At 35.3% G+C, this 14,953-nt stretch carries 17 protein-coding genes, 1 pseudogene and 1 other annotated feature; of the genes and pseudogenes, 12 read left to right on the forward strand and 6 right to left on the reverse strand.

Features of this window, described 5'->3' with window-relative positions:
- Positions 1 to 147: 147 nt before the first annotated feature.
- The 6 genes from BTOYO_RS20480 (at position 148) to BTOYO_RS20505 (ending at position 4,323) form a co-directional block, all read left to right on the forward strand.
- Positions 148 to 504 (forward strand): lmo0954 family membrane protein, encoded by a 357-nt coding sequence (locus BTOYO_RS20480; RefSeq protein WP_000808637.1) that lies wholly within the window; start codon positions 148 to 150, stop codon positions 502 to 504.
- Positions 505 to 562: 58 nt separating this feature from the next.
- The gene (locus BTOYO_RS20485) at positions 563 to 1,225 is read left to right on the forward strand and encodes a PspA/IM30 family protein (protein WP_000814141.1); all 663 of its coding nucleotides are present in this window, start codon (positions 563 to 565) and stop codon (positions 1,223 to 1,225) included.
- Between the two features lie 106 nt (positions 1,226 to 1,331).
- Positions 1,332 to 2,072 carry a cell wall-active antibiotics response protein LiaF gene (liaF, locus tag BTOYO_RS20490; RefSeq protein ID WP_000745642.1) on the forward strand — a complete coding sequence of 247 codons (741 nt, stop codon included), beginning with the start codon at positions 1,332 to 1,334 and terminating at the stop codon, positions 2,070 to 2,072.
- Positions 2,072 to 3,127: a sensor histidine kinase gene (locus BTOYO_RS20495; protein WP_000744314.1), complete on the forward strand. Its 1,056-nt coding sequence runs from the start codon at positions 2,072 to 2,074 to the stop codon at positions 3,125 to 3,127. The genes liaF and BTOYO_RS20495 overlap by 1 nt, the downstream gene beginning before the upstream one ends.
- A complete protein-coding gene (locus BTOYO_RS20500) occupies positions 3,124 to 3,756 on the forward strand; it encodes a response regulator (protein ID WP_000598709.1) in 633 nt (210 codons plus the stop codon). Before BTOYO_RS20495 ends, BTOYO_RS20500 begins: the two co-directional genes overlap by 4 nt.
- Positions 3,757 to 3,984: 228 nt before the next feature.
- Entirely contained in the window at positions 3,985 to 4,323 is a 339-nt protein-coding gene (locus tag BTOYO_RS20505; RefSeq protein ID WP_073990711.1) for a DUF3992 domain-containing protein, read from the forward strand.
- Positions 4,324 to 4,344: 21 nt separating this feature from the next.
- Here the strand turns inward: BTOYO_RS20505 and brnQ3 are convergent, their stop codons facing one another.
- Positions 4,345 to 5,700: a branched-chain amino acid transport system II carrier protein BrnQ3 gene (gene brnQ3, locus BTOYO_RS20510; protein WP_001099155.1), complete on the reverse strand. Its 1,356-nt coding sequence runs from the start codon at positions 5,698 to 5,700 to the stop codon at positions 4,345 to 4,347.
- A gap of 59 nt (positions 5,701 to 5,759) precedes the next feature.
- Positions 5,760 to 6,018, reverse strand: a binding site (T-box leader).
- A 272-nt stretch (positions 6,019 to 6,290) separates the two neighbouring features.
- Here brnQ3 and BTOYO_RS20515 point away from each other — a divergent pair.
- A complete protein-coding gene (locus BTOYO_RS20515; protein WP_000880630.1) occupies positions 6,291 to 6,500 on the forward strand; it encodes a hypothetical protein in 210 nt (69 codons plus the stop codon).
- A 39-nt stretch (positions 6,501 to 6,539) separates the two neighbouring features.
- On the opposite strand, the gene BTOYO_RS20520 is transcribed toward BTOYO_RS20515, so the two are convergent.
- Complete coding sequence (locus tag BTOYO_RS20520) at positions 6,540 to 7,316, reverse strand: class I SAM-dependent methyltransferase (protein ID WP_000026266.1); 777 nt, start codon at positions 7,314 to 7,316, stop codon at positions 6,540 to 6,542.
- 108 nt (positions 7,317 to 7,424) lie between these two features.
- Here BTOYO_RS20520 and BTOYO_RS20525 point away from each other — a divergent pair, with 108 nt between their 5' ends.
- A complete protein-coding gene (locus tag BTOYO_RS20525; protein ID WP_000865656.1) occupies positions 7,425 to 8,276 on the forward strand; it encodes a YhfM domain-containing protein in 852 nt (283 codons plus the stop codon).
- A 70-nt stretch (positions 8,277 to 8,346) separates the two neighbouring features.
- Here the strand turns inward: BTOYO_RS20525 and BTOYO_RS20530 are convergent, their stop codons facing one another.
- Entirely contained in the window at positions 8,347 to 8,544 is a 198-nt protein-coding gene (locus BTOYO_RS20530; RefSeq protein WP_000776284.1) for a hypothetical protein, read from the reverse strand.
- Positions 8,545 to 8,695: 151 nt separating this feature from the next.
- Here BTOYO_RS20530 and BTOYO_RS20535 point away from each other — a divergent pair, with 151 nt between their 5' ends.
- From BTOYO_RS20535 to hmpA, 3 genes are all read left to right on the forward strand, one after another.
- Positions 8,696 to 9,793: a site-2 protease family protein gene (locus tag BTOYO_RS20535; protein WP_001245427.1), complete on the forward strand. Its 1,098-nt coding sequence runs from the start codon at positions 8,696 to 8,698 to the stop codon at positions 9,791 to 9,793.
- A 114-nt stretch (positions 9,794 to 9,907) separates the two neighbouring features.
- A complete protein-coding gene (locus tag BTOYO_RS20540; RefSeq protein ID WP_001228785.1) occupies positions 9,908 to 10,426 on the forward strand; it encodes a hypothetical protein in 519 nt (172 codons plus the stop codon).
- Between the two features lie 160 nt (positions 10,427 to 10,586).
- Positions 10,587 to 11,795: an NO-inducible flavohemoprotein gene (hmpA, locus tag BTOYO_RS20545; RefSeq protein ID WP_000947322.1), complete on the forward strand. Its 1,209-nt coding sequence runs from the start codon at positions 10,587 to 10,589 to the stop codon at positions 11,793 to 11,795.
- Between the two features lie 30 nt (positions 11,796 to 11,825).
- On the opposite strand, the gene BTOYO_RS20550 is transcribed toward hmpA, so the two are convergent.
- On the reverse strand, positions 11,826 to 12,338 hold the full coding sequence (locus tag BTOYO_RS20550) for a Crp/Fnr family transcriptional regulator (RefSeq protein ID WP_000600584.1): 513 nt from the start codon (positions 12,336 to 12,338) through the stop codon (positions 11,826 to 11,828).
- A 170-nt stretch (positions 12,339 to 12,508) separates the two neighbouring features.
- Here BTOYO_RS20550 and BTOYO_RS20555 point away from each other — a divergent pair.
- Positions 12,509 to 12,740, forward strand: a pseudogene (locus BTOYO_RS20555) (hypothetical protein).
- A gap of 291 nt (positions 12,741 to 13,031) precedes the next feature.
- Here the strand turns inward: BTOYO_RS20555 and BTOYO_RS20560 are convergent.
- On the reverse strand, positions 13,032 to 13,832 hold the full coding sequence (locus tag BTOYO_RS20560) for a sulfite exporter TauE/SafE family protein (protein WP_000455753.1): 801 nt from the start codon (positions 13,830 to 13,832) through the stop codon (positions 13,032 to 13,034).
- Between the two features lie 117 nt (positions 13,833 to 13,949).
- Positions 13,950 to 14,948, reverse strand: coding sequence for an inorganic phosphate transporter (locus BTOYO_RS20565; RefSeq protein ID WP_000380277.1), 999 nt, complete (start codon positions 14,946 to 14,948; stop codon positions 13,950 to 13,952).
- Positions 14,949 to 14,953 lie beyond the last annotated feature (5 nt).

The raw sequence follows: 14,953 nt of genomic DNA on the forward strand, positions 1-14,953 counted from the left end.
ATCATCCTATTCTACCTTATGTTTTTTACAGAAGGCTGAATGTATCTCGGTCTTAAGTCTGAGTTGAAAACGGTTCTTAAGCTCGTTATGGAAAAATGAAAAAATAGTTAAGATAAGAGTATCAAATCGAAGGGAGGCAAGCACAAGATGAAACAATTTCTAGCGTTTATCGCGGCCGGTATTTTGGCTTTAATTGCTCTTGGTAGTCTTGCTGGTATTGTAGGATTCGCAATCGGAGCAGGAGTTGTGTACTGGAGCTATAAATCATTTGTGCGAGCTAAATCATTTTTTGGAAAGCTAGCTTGGGGCATTGTTGGTTTAATCGGTTTATCCATTGCACTTTCTCATTCACCAGCATTAATTGGTATCGCTGCATTGGTAGTTTTGTACTACGGATACCGTGAATGGAAAAAAGAAAAAGATGTAGTTGTTGATTCAGCTTCAGAAAGTTCTAAACCATATAGCAACTTTGAAGATGAGTGGAACAAATTAATGAAAAACTAAAACAATAAACCAATAAAACAATAAATTATAAATAAAGTAGAAGAGAGGAAGATTTATAATGAAACAATCTTTATTCGGACGTGTACGCGATGCAATTTTAGCTGATTTTCATAATGTGTTAGATGAGAAAGAAAGAAAAAATCCAATTGCAATGTTAAACCAATATTTACGCGATAGTGAGCGTGAAATAACAAAAATTGAGAAGTTAATTCAGCGTCATAAAACATTAAAATCTAACTTCGCTCGTGAGCTTGAGCAAGCACGCTATTTTGTTAACAAAAGATCAAAGCAAGCTATCATTGCTCAAGAAGCAGGCGAATTACAACTGCATGAACGTGCATTAGAAGAAGTGGCGTATTATGAAGGGCAAGTAACTCGCTTAGAAGAAATGTATGCTGGTGTTGTAGAGCAAATTGATGAGTTAGAGCGTCGTCTTTCAGAAATGAAAAATAAATTAAAAGAAATGAACGCAAAGCGTATGGAATTAATGGCTCGTGAAAATATGGCGCATGCAAACCGCCGTATGAATACTGCTATTCATAAAATGGATGAAAATAATCCGTTCTTACGATTCAAAGAAATTGAAGATCACATTCGTGACATAGAGCTTCGTATAAATGAAGAGCATGAGCGTGATACATTTGATATGAAAATTGCAAAGCTTGAGCGTGAAATGAAAGAGAAAAATGAAGTATCGTTAACGAAAGAAGTAACAAAATAATTGTAGTATATTATAAAACAGGCTTATGATATAGTGATAGGAGAAAAGGTGTTGGAAAGCAATGCCTTTTCTTCTATGTATATGTGACAAGGAGGGGGGAGCTGAAATGAAGAAGCGCTTTTCAAAAACACAATTAATGGGGATGCTCCTCATCATATTTGGATTCGGTCTATTTCTTGATATGATACTTGGACATTTTGAACCAGGTGGTCTAATTTTTGCATTTATTATGCTTATGTTTGGAAGACATTATCGAAAGAAGAATCGTTACGTAAGAGGGAATGTATTTTTATTTGTCGGTGGTATAGTATTCTTATTCTTCTTATTTTCATCAGCAGCGTTTGTACTTGTCGTATTTGCTTGTTTAGCTTTAATTGGTTATCAACTGATTCAACAAGGACATCAGCAAAAAGTAATGAAAGTTGAAATTAAAGAAAAGGGATATATAGATGAAGAAAAACAAATATATCGTACAGAACCGTATATAAAAAATATGTTCGTAGGCAATGTACGAATGATGGATCATATTTATGAACTTGAAGATATTAACGTCCAATATGGTGCTTGTGATGTCGAGATTGATTTAACAACTGCTATGATTCCGGAGGGAGAAACGGTAATTGTTATTCGAGGTGTCGTTGGTAACATTCGTTTATATGTACCGTATGATATTGAATTGTCTTTAAATCATTCTGTAATTGTTGGGCGAGTACTCCTGCCAGGGCATGAAGAAACAGGTTTTAATCGTAATGTTACATTTAGAACAGAACAGTATAAAGAAGCTCCTCGTCGTATAAAAATCATTTCTTCACTTGTAGTAGGTGATACGGAAGTGAGGAAAGTATAATGAAAAAACAAAAAAATATTTCGTGGATGTATATTCGTTATTCGATGTTATCCTCAGTGAGTATCGCACTTATTTGTACAATTGTGTATGTATGGAAAAGCGAGCAACAAGTTTATGATTTATTATGGGAAGAATCCATCGCTTCTGTTCCAATTGGCTTGTTTATTATGAGCACAAGTCTCCTTATCGGGGGGATTATAGGATATGCAATCGGCTATTATATTGAGCAGCGTATACAAGGATTAAATACGTTTCTATTTGAAGTAGAACGAGGGAATTTTCCGAACGATGTTTCATTTACTGCGGATGATGAATTCCATGAAGTGGAACGAAAAGTAATCGGCCTTGCTCGTCGATTAGAGGAGCAAGCGGGATTATTTCAAAAAGTAACGAATGAACGAGCCCATTGGAATGAAGAGATGAGGCAAGAGGCGATTTCTCAAGAAAGGCATAGATTAGCAAGGGAACTGCATGATTCAGTAAGTCAGCAGCTTTTTGCAATGTCGATGATGATGTCAGCCATTAATGAACAAGTAGCTGAAATTCCAGACACGACAAAAAAACAATTACAACTTGTTGAAAATATGGTCGTAAATGCACAATCAGAAATGAGAGCATTGCTCTTACATCTACGCCCAGTACAGTTAGAAGGTAAGAAGTTAACAGAGGGTATAGAAGAATTATTAACAGAACTGTCTAGAAAGCAACATATGAAAATTGAATGGTTAATTGAGCCAATTGAATTAAAAAAAGGTGTAGAAGATCATTTATTCCGTATTGTACAAGAAGCTCTATCAAACACGTTACGACATGCGAAGGCAAAGAAAACGGAAGTACGTCTTCGTAAAATAGATCAATATGCGATTTTAAAAATTATTGATGACGGTGTTGGCTTTGAAGTGGGAGTGAATAAAGCGGGTTCATACGGTTTACGATCAATGCAAGAGCGTGTTCATGAAATTGGTGGAACATTAAAAGTACTTAGCTTTCCGGCAAAAGGTACGCAAATTGAAGTGAAAGTGCCAATTATGATTGAGAAAGGGGGAGAATCATGATAAAAGTATTACTAGTTGATGATCATGAAATGGTTCGAATGGGAGTATCAGCATATTTATCAACGCAGCCAGATATTGAAGTAGTTGGTGAAGCTGAAAATGGAAGAAAAGGTTCAGAGCTAGCGTTGCAATTAAGACCAGATATTATTTTAATGGATCTTGTTATGGATGAAATGGACGGGGTTGAAGCGACACGTGCTATTATTCAAGAATGGCCAGAAGCGAAAATTGTAGTTGTAACGAGCTTTTTAGATGATGAAAAGCTATATCCTGTTATCGAGGCAGGAGCGACAAGTTATTTATTAAAAACATCCCGAGCAAGTGATATTGCAGACGCTGTAAGAGCTACTTATGATGGAGAAACGGTATTAGAGCCGAAAGTTACTGGCAAAATGATGTCTCGTATGCGCCAGAAAAAAGAACAACCTTTACATGAGGAGTTAACAGAAAGAGAGTCTGAAATTTTGTTATTAATTGCAGAGGGGAAAAGTAATCAAGAGATTGCAGATGAGTTATTTATTGCCCTCAAAACAGTAAAGACACATGTGAGTAACATATTAAATAAGCTAAATGTAAGTGATCGTACACAGGCGGTTATTTATGCATTTAGACATCAATTAACGAAATGATAAAGTGAAACTTTAATCAGTGGGGGGTTATTCCTACTGATTATTAGCCTTCACCAATCGGGCTTTTACGGGCAGTTATCTCCCGCTTACCTTCCTCGTATTCGCTGGATTTTGAGGGGGAGTCTTACTGCCCGTTAATGCGGGGGAAAGTGAAATTTTAATCAGCGGGGGAGATTCCTCGCTGATTATTAGCTTGCATCAATTTGGATTTGGCAGTAAAATCGTTGCATCTTTTTATTGACGATAAATAATGTAAGCGTTATCATCAAGCTGTTAACAGTACATACAGAGGGGAGAATGTATATGTTAGTTCAAACTATATTCGAAATGGATAAGTCTAAAAAATTAGGGGACTATGTGAACGCATTACAAGCGCTTTGTGAACAATATAATGTTGAAACAGATAAAATTGCAATTATTGAGGCGACAGAAGAGTATTATTTATTTTTAGTAAAGCAAGAAGATTGCTATGATGTTGTCAAAGTAGAGACAGTTGATACAAATATTGAATATTATACGAAAGCGTATAAAATAAGCAGCTTTAATCATACTGCTTATCAAATGTAAAAAAACTCCTTCGGTAGTTTTTTAGGATGCTTTTGCTTCGCTGGATTCGGTTAGTAGGGGAACTTTTTTCGCACCGCTTAGCTTAGCGATAGTAAGGCCGATAAGAGCTCCGGCTAATGCTGGTACTAGCCAGCCTATTCCTTCATTATATAAAGGGATAAATTCAAAATAGGGTGTGATAAATGAAACTGGAATACCGCCTTGTTTTAATCCGTCAAATACGCTCACAACTGCTGCCCCGAATAAAGCACCTACATAAACAGATCGATAACCGCCGAAATATTTATGTAGTAACGATAGGAGAACGAGTACAATCGCAATTGGATATACAACAAGTAGAATTGGAACAGAGATGGCGATAATTTTTGTTAAACCTAAGTTAGCAACTAGTAACCCTAATGCGCAAATGATACTCGCGAATGCTTTATATGAGAATGTAGTCAATAATGTTGCGAAATATTGACTGCATGCAGATACGAGTCCAACGCATGTCGTTAAGCAAGCGAGTGTAACGATAAGAGACAATAGAAGAAGACCATATGGACCGAATAGTTGTTGTACGATAACAGTAAGTAGCTGTCCACCATTTTTTGCGTATCCGAGAGAGACGCTAGTCGCACCGAGCCAGCCAAGTGCGCCATATACAAGTACGAGTCCGGTAGCAGCAATAAATCCTGCTTTTGCTGTTGCAATGGCAATGGTTTTACGATCATTCACACCTTTAGAGCGAATGGCATTTACAACGATAATCCCAAATGCAAGTGCTGAAATAGTATCCATCGTTAAATATCCTTCCATAAAACCTTTGAAGATTGGGGAAGTTTGATATTCTTGCATTGCTTGTCCGGATTGCCCAAGTGGTGTAAATACACTTTTAACAAACAATAAGAAAATAGAGAGTAATAAAATAGGTGTTAATATATTTCCGATACGGTCAACAAGTTTAGATGGATTTAAACTAAGCCAAAATACGATAGCAAAGAAGATGACTGTGTATAAAAATAACGTTAGGCTACTAGAGCGAATTGTTTCTGGTAAGAAAGAACTAACACCCATTTCGTAGGCGACGTTAGCGACGCGCGGAATCCCCATAGATGGACCGATTGCAATATATACAACTACGGTAAAGAAAATTCCGAATAATGGGTGAACATGACTTGCAAGTTGTTGCATACCGTTTCCTGATAAAGAAATTGCAATAACAGTTAATAAAGGTAAGCCGACTCCTGTTAGTAAAAATCCAATCATTGCAGGCCAAAAGTTTTCACCTGCATTTTGTCCAAGCATGGGAGGGAAAATTAAATTACCTGCCCCAAAAAATAAAGAAAATAGCATAAGACCTGTGAAAAAAATATGTTTTTTTGATACAGTGTTCATTGTTTTTTTCCTCCTTTTTTAAAATTCATTTGTAAGAACACAAAAAACTCGCCCCTAAAGAAAGGGACGAGTTATATTTACCCGCGATACCACCCTAATTTATACATGTAGAAATAAATCTATATGTATACGGCTTTGCAACGTACAACATGATACGTGTTCCTTGTAACGGGGGACAGCCGGTAAGAACTTACTGTAACATTCGGTTCTACTTCTCGGAGATGATTTTCGGCTACGCACTGAACGTTGGCTTTCAGCAAATCGCCAACTCTCTGGGGAACAGTCTTATAACGTACTCGTTCTCGTCAATGAATTTTAGTTCAAGTATTCTGACAGTATTGTTGCATGTTTTTTTTTGAAAGTCAATATGTTTTTTGGAAGATATATTTATATGCGGAAATATCGAAGATGATATTTGTTATTGTGAAGGAAATGATGAAGTGTAAAACGGGAGTGAATAGTTGTAGAGAATTGTAAAATTTGTAGAGAAAGTTGATATTTATAGGAGTAAAGAAGGTATTAATAGAATTTACAGAGAATAATAAAACAATCCACTTGCTGGAAAGAACAAACCAAAAGAGGTGACTGAAATGCTTGCGATGGGAGTATTATTTGGCATTATTGCTATAATTGGTTTTATGTGGTTATATTATTCGCGTTCGTTTAAACAAGCAGAAGTTTTACTCTTTCAAAAAGGTAGTTTGTTGACAAATCAGTCTAGATATTTAGTATGTCCGAAGTGTGGGAGTGCACAGGCCAGAAGTGGAGGATATCAAGAGTGTTGCAAAATTAGATTATGAAAGAAGGAAGCCTCACATTCATTTGTGAGGCTTCCTTCCTTACAATTTCCTGCCGCTCCAAATTGTCCACCGATCTCTTTCAATAATAGGAGAGATGTTTTGTAATGCGATTTGGATATGATGTAGAAGTTGAGCAAGCTCATGATCTGTTAATTCGTATAGAATGGATCGTCCGGTTCGAGGAGATAAGTCTTGTAGTAATGCTGCTACAGAATCGTGTATTTTTCGTACTTCCCATTGTGTTTGCGAAGGGAACACGTGAAGAGAATGCTTTTGTAATTCTTGCTGTATAGTAGCAGTTTTTGGTCTTCTTTTTGATTCGATTTCAATGAGTTTTGGAAATACCGAGAAAAAATATCCGCGAATGTGTTCAGGGCTTCCTGGAATTGTACAATCTTCAATGGTTCGATCTTGTAAAATAAGTACACCGTTTTTCTTTAATATACGAGAAGCTTCACGTAAAAATGTAGGAATGTCTTGTAAATGATGAATAACTGCGCGCGAAATAACTATGTCGAATGTTTCATCAGGATATGGGATGCTATGTGCATCACCGTGAATGAATGAAATGTTTGGAAAGCCGCTACAATTTTCTTTTGCAGCTTGTAATATCTCTTTTGAAAAATCAAGTCCAACAACATTTTTGGCTCCCATAAGAGCAAGTTCTTTCGTGTAAATACCACCGCCGCAGCCTATGTCAATTATTTGTTTGTTTTGTATATCTGTAATGTTTTTTATCATTTCCTCCCAAGAAACATGGGCATTTCTAGTTGCATATGTGTACTTATTATTTGCATCATGAAAATTAATGGACATTGTAAAATCCTCCCTTCAGTGTATAGTATAGCTTATTTAATATGATCTCATGTTTTTGTTTCTTATATGAAGGTTATAAGGATTTCTTATTAGAAAAGAGGGATTGAGTTGAAAGTGAAGTATGTAATGGTTTTATGTGTGATTTTACTAGCATCGTGTGGTCAAGCAGAACAAAAGAAAGAAACGAAACAAGTAGAGGAGACGGTGAATGAAGTGGAAGAAACAATAGGGATAACTGTTATACAAAAAAAACATAAAGAGAAAAAGTTACAGGAGTCAGAAGTTAAGGCCGTAATAGATATTATAAATAATGCGGAAAAACAAGAAATAACAGGTAGCTTTGGTGAACCTGAATATGAAATACAAATTAGTAGAGATGGGAAAAAAGAAAAGTATTATGCATGGTTAAGAGGAGAAGATCGACGAGGGTGGCTGCAATATAAGAAGGCTATGTACATGTTGAACGAAAAAGATACGGAAAAACTTTTGTCTATATTTCCAAAGATTCCAGAACAAAAAGAAGACGAGATACAGGTTGATCCTTTAACAGAAGTAACGAAAAAAGATTTGCAGATTACAGCGTTTCATATTAAAGCAGGGGATCAAAAAATGAATTATAAGGTACGTTATACGATTTCGCAATCACTTTACAACAAGTTAGCACAGGAACAAGAATATTATTTGCAATTGATTTTCCCGGAAAAGGTTCAAAAATTAATTGGAGCAAAAGAGAGTGAAATGATTTCAGGTGAAAAAGTAAAGGAGGGGTATAAACAGTATGAATTGAATGTTACTGTTCCGATAAAAGATGCTTCATTATCACAATTAAAAGCATTAGAAACATATTATGAAAATTATGATTTGAAAATATTAAATAATAAAAAAGAAAAAATAGGCGTTTTTCAAAATATCATTCAAATTGTTAAAGAGTATGGTGAAAAAATGGATTTACAAAGATAAAGTGAATAGGAAAGTCTATATGGACTTTCCTAGGAAATGATAATAGAGAGGGGAGAGAATCCCCTCTCTATTACTTTGCTTTTGCAGATGGCTCATTTATGGATTTTCGTGTAATAAGAAATGAAATCATAAGAGCGGATAGAATCATAAGAGCGATGAATAAGTGATTTGGCAACCAATCTAATAATAATAGGTAGCTAACGGTATAAAAAATAAGAGTTGAGGCTAAGAAAGAGAGAGCACCTATAATGAGAGATTGTAATTTCATTTGTATCTACCTCCTTTCATTTGTATTTTTGTCTAAAAATGGATGATATAAACATTATTTCTAAGAAAAGAAAAAAATGTGTCATAATAGAGAATAGAATAAACTGAAATGGGTGCATATAGCTCATTTCAATAAGATAAAGGAGAGGGACATGAGAAATAATAAAAAAGGATTATGGGGAATTATTGTTGCAATAGGGTTATTTTTACTATCTAAGCTAAAGTGGGTATTCGCAATCTTTAAATTAGCAAAGTTTTCAACTGTATTTAGTATGTTTCTATCACTTGGTGCATACGCAGTTATATATGGTTGGAAATTTGGAGTAGCACTTGTTTATTTGTTATTTGTTCATGAAATGGGTCATTTATGGGCGGCAAGAAGAAAAGGGATACCTACATCACCGGCAATCTTCATTCCATTTATGGGGGCTCTTATTGGAATGAAAGAGATGCCGAAAAACGCAAAAGATGAAGCGTATATTGCTTATATGGGGCCTCTTTTCGGATTACTTTCATTTTTACCGGCTATTCCACTTTATATGATCACGAAAGAGCCGTTTTGGGCACTTGTTATTTTGCTTGGAAGTATGATTAATTTCTTTAATTTAATTCCCGTTTCACCGCTAGATGGTGGCCGGATTATTTCAGTTGTAAGTACGAAAATTTGGGGAGCAGGGCTTGTTTTATTGCTAGGCTATTCAATTTACTTTAAAAGTATTTTGGGAGGATTTATTTTCATTATCGGCTGTATGGAACTATATAGAGTAATAAAGAGAGATGAGCCGATTAAAGAATTAGGTTATAGAATTGATGGAATGAAAGAATATGTTGCTAAGCTTGAAGAGGAACTAAAAGAAACTGGTGCTGTGCATCGGACTATATACATGATGCATCATGAGATGAATGTATTAAGACAAAGAGAGCATGCAAAAGAATTAAAAACAGGGGAACTTCAAAGAATGGAAGTGTTAGAGCATCTTTTGCCGAAGTTTGAGCCGCTAGACTATGTTCCATATGAGGATGAAAAAGACGAGTATACAATTTACATCAGGGAGGCATTTGAAGTAGCGGAAAGACGATTAAATGAATGGGAAAAAGAAAAAGTACAAAAAGAAAACTATTATAAAGTTGATGCGAAAACGAAATGGACAGTATTCGCTTGTTATATCGGATTAATAGCTATACTTGGTTATACAGCTTATGAAGGTTATATTGTTTTACAGGAGCATTTGCCAAGGCGAAATGTGTAGAAAAATAGTGTCGAAATGATAGGAAGAATTTAAACAGGAATTGTATTTCTACGAGCGAATGATAGAAGTGAAACACTCTATTGTAATATTCATAGTAGAAAAGGAGTTCTGTATATGAGGAAATTGCTAAGTGTGTTCAGCATTATAATCGTGATGATCATTGCGAGTTATAGTCTTATGAAAGTGCTATTACATTATGCGAATAAGCCCGCTGGGGTAAATACAATAGCTCAAATAGAAGCGGTACAAGAAGAGACAAAAGTGCTTGATTTTATTCGTACGACACATGAAAGTTATAATAATTTCTTAAATTATGGTAAGGCAGAGAATTATACAGACGGGGACTGGAACCATTTAAAGAAATGGTTTCAAGAACAAGAATCATCTTTAAAAAACATACATACAGAAATAAAAAATGAAAAGATCAAACGTGATGTAAATAGAAGTTATGAAATTGTAAAAAAAGGTGTGGAGCTTCAAAATATTGAGTATGTAGTTTATGCCCATCGTGTATACCATGACTTAGATATTATCGTAAATAAATATAGAGGCGAAACGAACATCTGGGGGTATACAGAATTTGGAGATGGGAAAGATATAAGGGTAATTGAACAAGCAATACAGTCCAAATAATAAGCTAGCTAGCATTCTAGTTGGCTTATTTTCTTTTTGTAAGTGCAATGTTCATATATTTTTCACAAAAACACCGTGTTAATAGTGATTAAAATCACAATGTGTATAATACAATTCAGTTAAACTAAAAACAGTTAAGGAAATAGAGGAGTGGGATACAATGTTAAGTGCAAAAACAATTGAAATCGTAAAATCAACAGTACCATTATTACAAGAAAAAGGCGTTGAAATTACAACGAGATTTTATCAAATTTTATTTGAGGAACATCCGGAGTTATTGAATATTTTCAACCACACGAATCAGAAAAAGGGAAGACAACAACAAGCGTTAGCAAATGCTGTTTATGCAGCTGCGATGTACATTGATAATTTAGAAGCAATTATTCCAGTTGTAAAACAAATTGGTCATAAGCATAGAAGTTTAGGTATTAAAGCGGAACATTATCCGATTGTGGGTACATGTTTACTACGAGCGATTAAAGAGGTCGCAGGTGCACCTGATGAAATTTTAAATGCATGGGGAGAAGCGTATGGAGTCATTGCTGATGCATTCATTAGCATTGAAGCAGAGATGTATGAAGAGGCTGCACATAAAGAAGGTGGATGGAAAGATTTCCGAAACTTTGTAGTTGTTAAAAAAGTGAAAGAAAGTGACGTTATTACATCATTTTATTTAAAACCTGAAGATGGCGGGAAAGTTTCTTCATTCATCCCAGGACAATATGTAACAATTCAAATAAATATTGAAGGTGAAACATATACACATAATCGTCAATATAGCTTATCTGATGCTCCTGGAAAAGAATATTATCGTATTAGTGTAAAAAAAGAAGAAGGTGTAGATACACCAGGTGGTAAAGTATCTAATTACTTACATGATCATGTAGGGGAAGGAGATATTCTGCCAGTAAGTGCACCAGCGGGAGATTTCGTATTAAATATGGATTCAACATTACCAGTTGTACTAATTAGTGGTGGAGTAGGTATTACACCGATGATGAGTATGTTAAATACGTTAATTGAACAAGACTCAAAACGTAATGTATATTTTGTTCATGCAGCGATAAATAGTACTACACATGCGATGAAAGAACACGTTAAGGCAGTAGACAATGAATACGAACAAGTTAAAGCATACACTTGCTATTCTGCGCCGACTGAAAAAGATTTGGAAATAAAAAACTTTGATAAAGAAGGATTCATTGAAGGTGAATGGTTACAAACTATTATTCCGACAACTGAAGCAGAATTTTATTTCTGTGGTCCAGTGCCATTTATGAAGCATATAAATACTGCACTAATTGATTTAGGTGTGAAACAAGAGCATATTCATTATGAATTTTTTGGTCCAGCAGCAAGCTTACAATAGGGTGAGTTTGAATAAGCAAAAAACGAGGTATTATTTTACCTCGTTTTTTATTTGTTCTCTTAACAGCCGATTTACTGTTTCACGGCGTATACCTATCAGTTGACCAATTTCAGTTTGCGTTAATATTTCATATATAGGAATGTCACCTAAATATAGTGTGAACCACTCTTGTAAACGATGAAGACGTTCTTTCGGAGAGACAGTTGACAATTGGTCAATCCGCTGTTGCATCATTCTTAGTTTCGATTGTAATTGCATAGCGATGTCGGCATATGATTTAGGGTTTGCTTGAAGTCTATCGTACCATTCGCTACTAGTAATCGGTTCAACTTCTGTTTTTATTAAAGCAATAGCAGTACCGTGATATTCCTTCGGCGAAATTAAAGAATGGTGAGGTATCGTTTCACCTGGAACGATAATGTTGAATAGAAATGGTGTTCCGTCTTCTTCTAGTCGAACCACTTTTAATAAACCTGTTTTTATAAAATATAAAGGACCGTCCTCGCCTTGACGGAATAGTACATCTCCTTTGTGTAGAATCAATATTAGCCCCCCATTTAAACATTTCTAGTTCTTCTATTTTAGCGTATATGTATAAAGACAATATGCTATTTAAACAGCAATTTCATTGACGAAATGTATGCTATTACAGTAGTATACTATTTAGTGTGTAATAGTACTAGCAATGAATACGCTGTAGGGGGTTTAGTATATTGTTAGATGCGATGAAGATGACGGATATGAGAATACCGGCGAATGCTATCATTCATGCATGTAGAAGAGATGAAAGGTGGAGTCGTTCTATCCGTTGAAATAGACGGCCAAATTATTTATACGATGGCCTATGATGAAGAAACAGATAGTTATGCTGAATTATATGATCGAAACGATAAGAGGGCGTGCCAAGTACATGAAGACTTTATGGGATGGTCACTTCTTCACTAAAAAGATGTCAATATGACATCTTTTTTTATTGAATCGATAGATTATACAAGGAAATGAAATAAAAGGATAAAATTTGTAATAAATGATTTTGCATTGTTAGCACTTTGTAACTGCATGCGAACTGTTTTTTCGCTATCATAAAGATAACAGTCGCAGCTATAGGAGTGATCAACTTGAAGAAGGTACATATTTCAAATTTTATGCTATTAAGTGTTTGTTTAGTTTTATTTGTTCTCCTAGGAGCTTTTTTATATTCATGTGTATAAAAAAACGCATTCTAGAAAGAACGCGTTATAAAAGTGAAGTAATGATTAATCTAGTTCCAAGAATTATTAATGTGATACGTAATAAATTAATTACGGCATTACCGCTTAATTTTGTATTAATATAAGCCCCGATTTTTCCGCCAATCCATGCACCAGGAATAAGAATTAATGCATAAGTCCAGCTAACATTTCCAAGAGAGATGTGAGTTGCAGAACTTACAATTGCTGATAAAAATACGATAAACATCGAAGTTGCCACAGCAATGTGTGCTGGGAATGCAAAAAGAAGCATCATCGCTGGAACAAGTAAGGCACCGCCACCAATTCCAAATAATCCAGATATAAACCCAACTATAAAGGCGATAAAGATAGCAAGAAACGGTGGGAATTGATAGTGTACAGTATTTCCTTTGTTATCTGTAAAAGACCGCTTAATGACAGACATATTTGATAAGGAAAGAGGTTTTAATTTGTCTCGTAGCATAAGAAGAATGGAGACTAAAATAAGGAAAATCCCAAAATATAAAGAAAATGTATCTTGGTTTAAAAATTTATTTGCCCATGATCCGATAATACCACCAGGGCCACTCCCGATAAATAAAATAAGTCCACTTTTATAATCCACCCGTTTATGCTTCATATACGTAAGGGTGGAAGCCAGTCCTGTAAAAACGACTGTTACCATAGAAGTTCCTACTGCGAGTTGTGGTGATAAACTGTGTAATCCAATTAATAACGGAACGATAATAATTCCGCCCCCAAGCCCAACTAGGCTCCCGACGGTCCCGGCGATTAATCCGATGAAAAGTAACATGATGTATTCCAAAATTGCCAACTCCTCTATATAACTTGTCCATCAATTATTATACACGCTTTTTAATAAGAAATAGGCTTGTTCACAAAAAAGTCGTCTTCCTAGAAAAATAAGGAAGACGACTTTTGATTAAAAGATTAAGTGTAATAAGTAGTAAAATAACGCAGCTAATGAAGCTGAAATAGGAAGTGTAATAACCCAAGTAATTAACATGCGTTTTGCAGTTCCCCATTTTACACCTTTCACACGATGAGAAGCACCAACCCCTAAAATAGAAGAAGAGATAACGTGCGTTGTACTAACTGGCAAGTGAATGAATGTTGCACCGAAAATAACAAGTGATGATGATAAATCAGCAGCTACACCATTTACAGGACGAATTTTCATAATTTGTCCACCGACAGTTTTAATAATTTTCCATCCACCGACAGAAGTACCAAGACCCATTGCAATTGCACAAGATAATTGTACCCAGAACGGGATGTCGCTAGAAGTATGATAGTTATTGGCCATAAGAGCCATCGTAATGATTCCCATTGCTTTTTGTGCATCATTTGTACCATGTGTATAAGCTTGTAATGCTGCAGTGAAAATCTGGAATATACGGAAGTTTTTATTCGTTTTCGTTAAGTTAAAGTTTTTAAAGACCACTTTAAAAATACTGTATACGATATAACCAATAACAAAAGCGATAATCGGTGAAATGATTAAAGCTTCAAGAATTTTAATGAATCCTTTAAGGTTTAATGAACTAATACCAGCAGCAGCAATAGCTGCACCTGCGATTGAGCCAATAATTGCATGCGAAGAACTACTTGGGATACCGTAGTACCAAGTAATTAAGTTCCAAGCTATCGCCGCAAGTAAAGCAGCTAAAATTACAAGAGAACCATTTTGTAAAGCAAATGGGTCAACGATATCTTTTGTAATCGTTTTTGCTACACCTGTAAATGTCATTGCACCTAAAAAGTTCATAATAGCTGCCATAATAATTGCATGTCTAGGCTTTAGAGCTTTCGTTGAAACAGCCGTTGCAATAGCGTTTGCTGTATCGTGAAATCCATTGATAAAGTCAAAAGCTAAAGCGCAAATGACTACTAAAACGGTCAGTATCAAGAGTGTATCCATGATCA

It is taken from the genome of Bacillus toyonensis BCT-7112, from assembly GCF_000496285.1.
In the GTDB taxonomy this organism is placed as follows: Bacteria; Bacillota; Bacilli; order Bacillales; family Bacillaceae_G; genus Bacillus_A; species Bacillus_A toyonensis.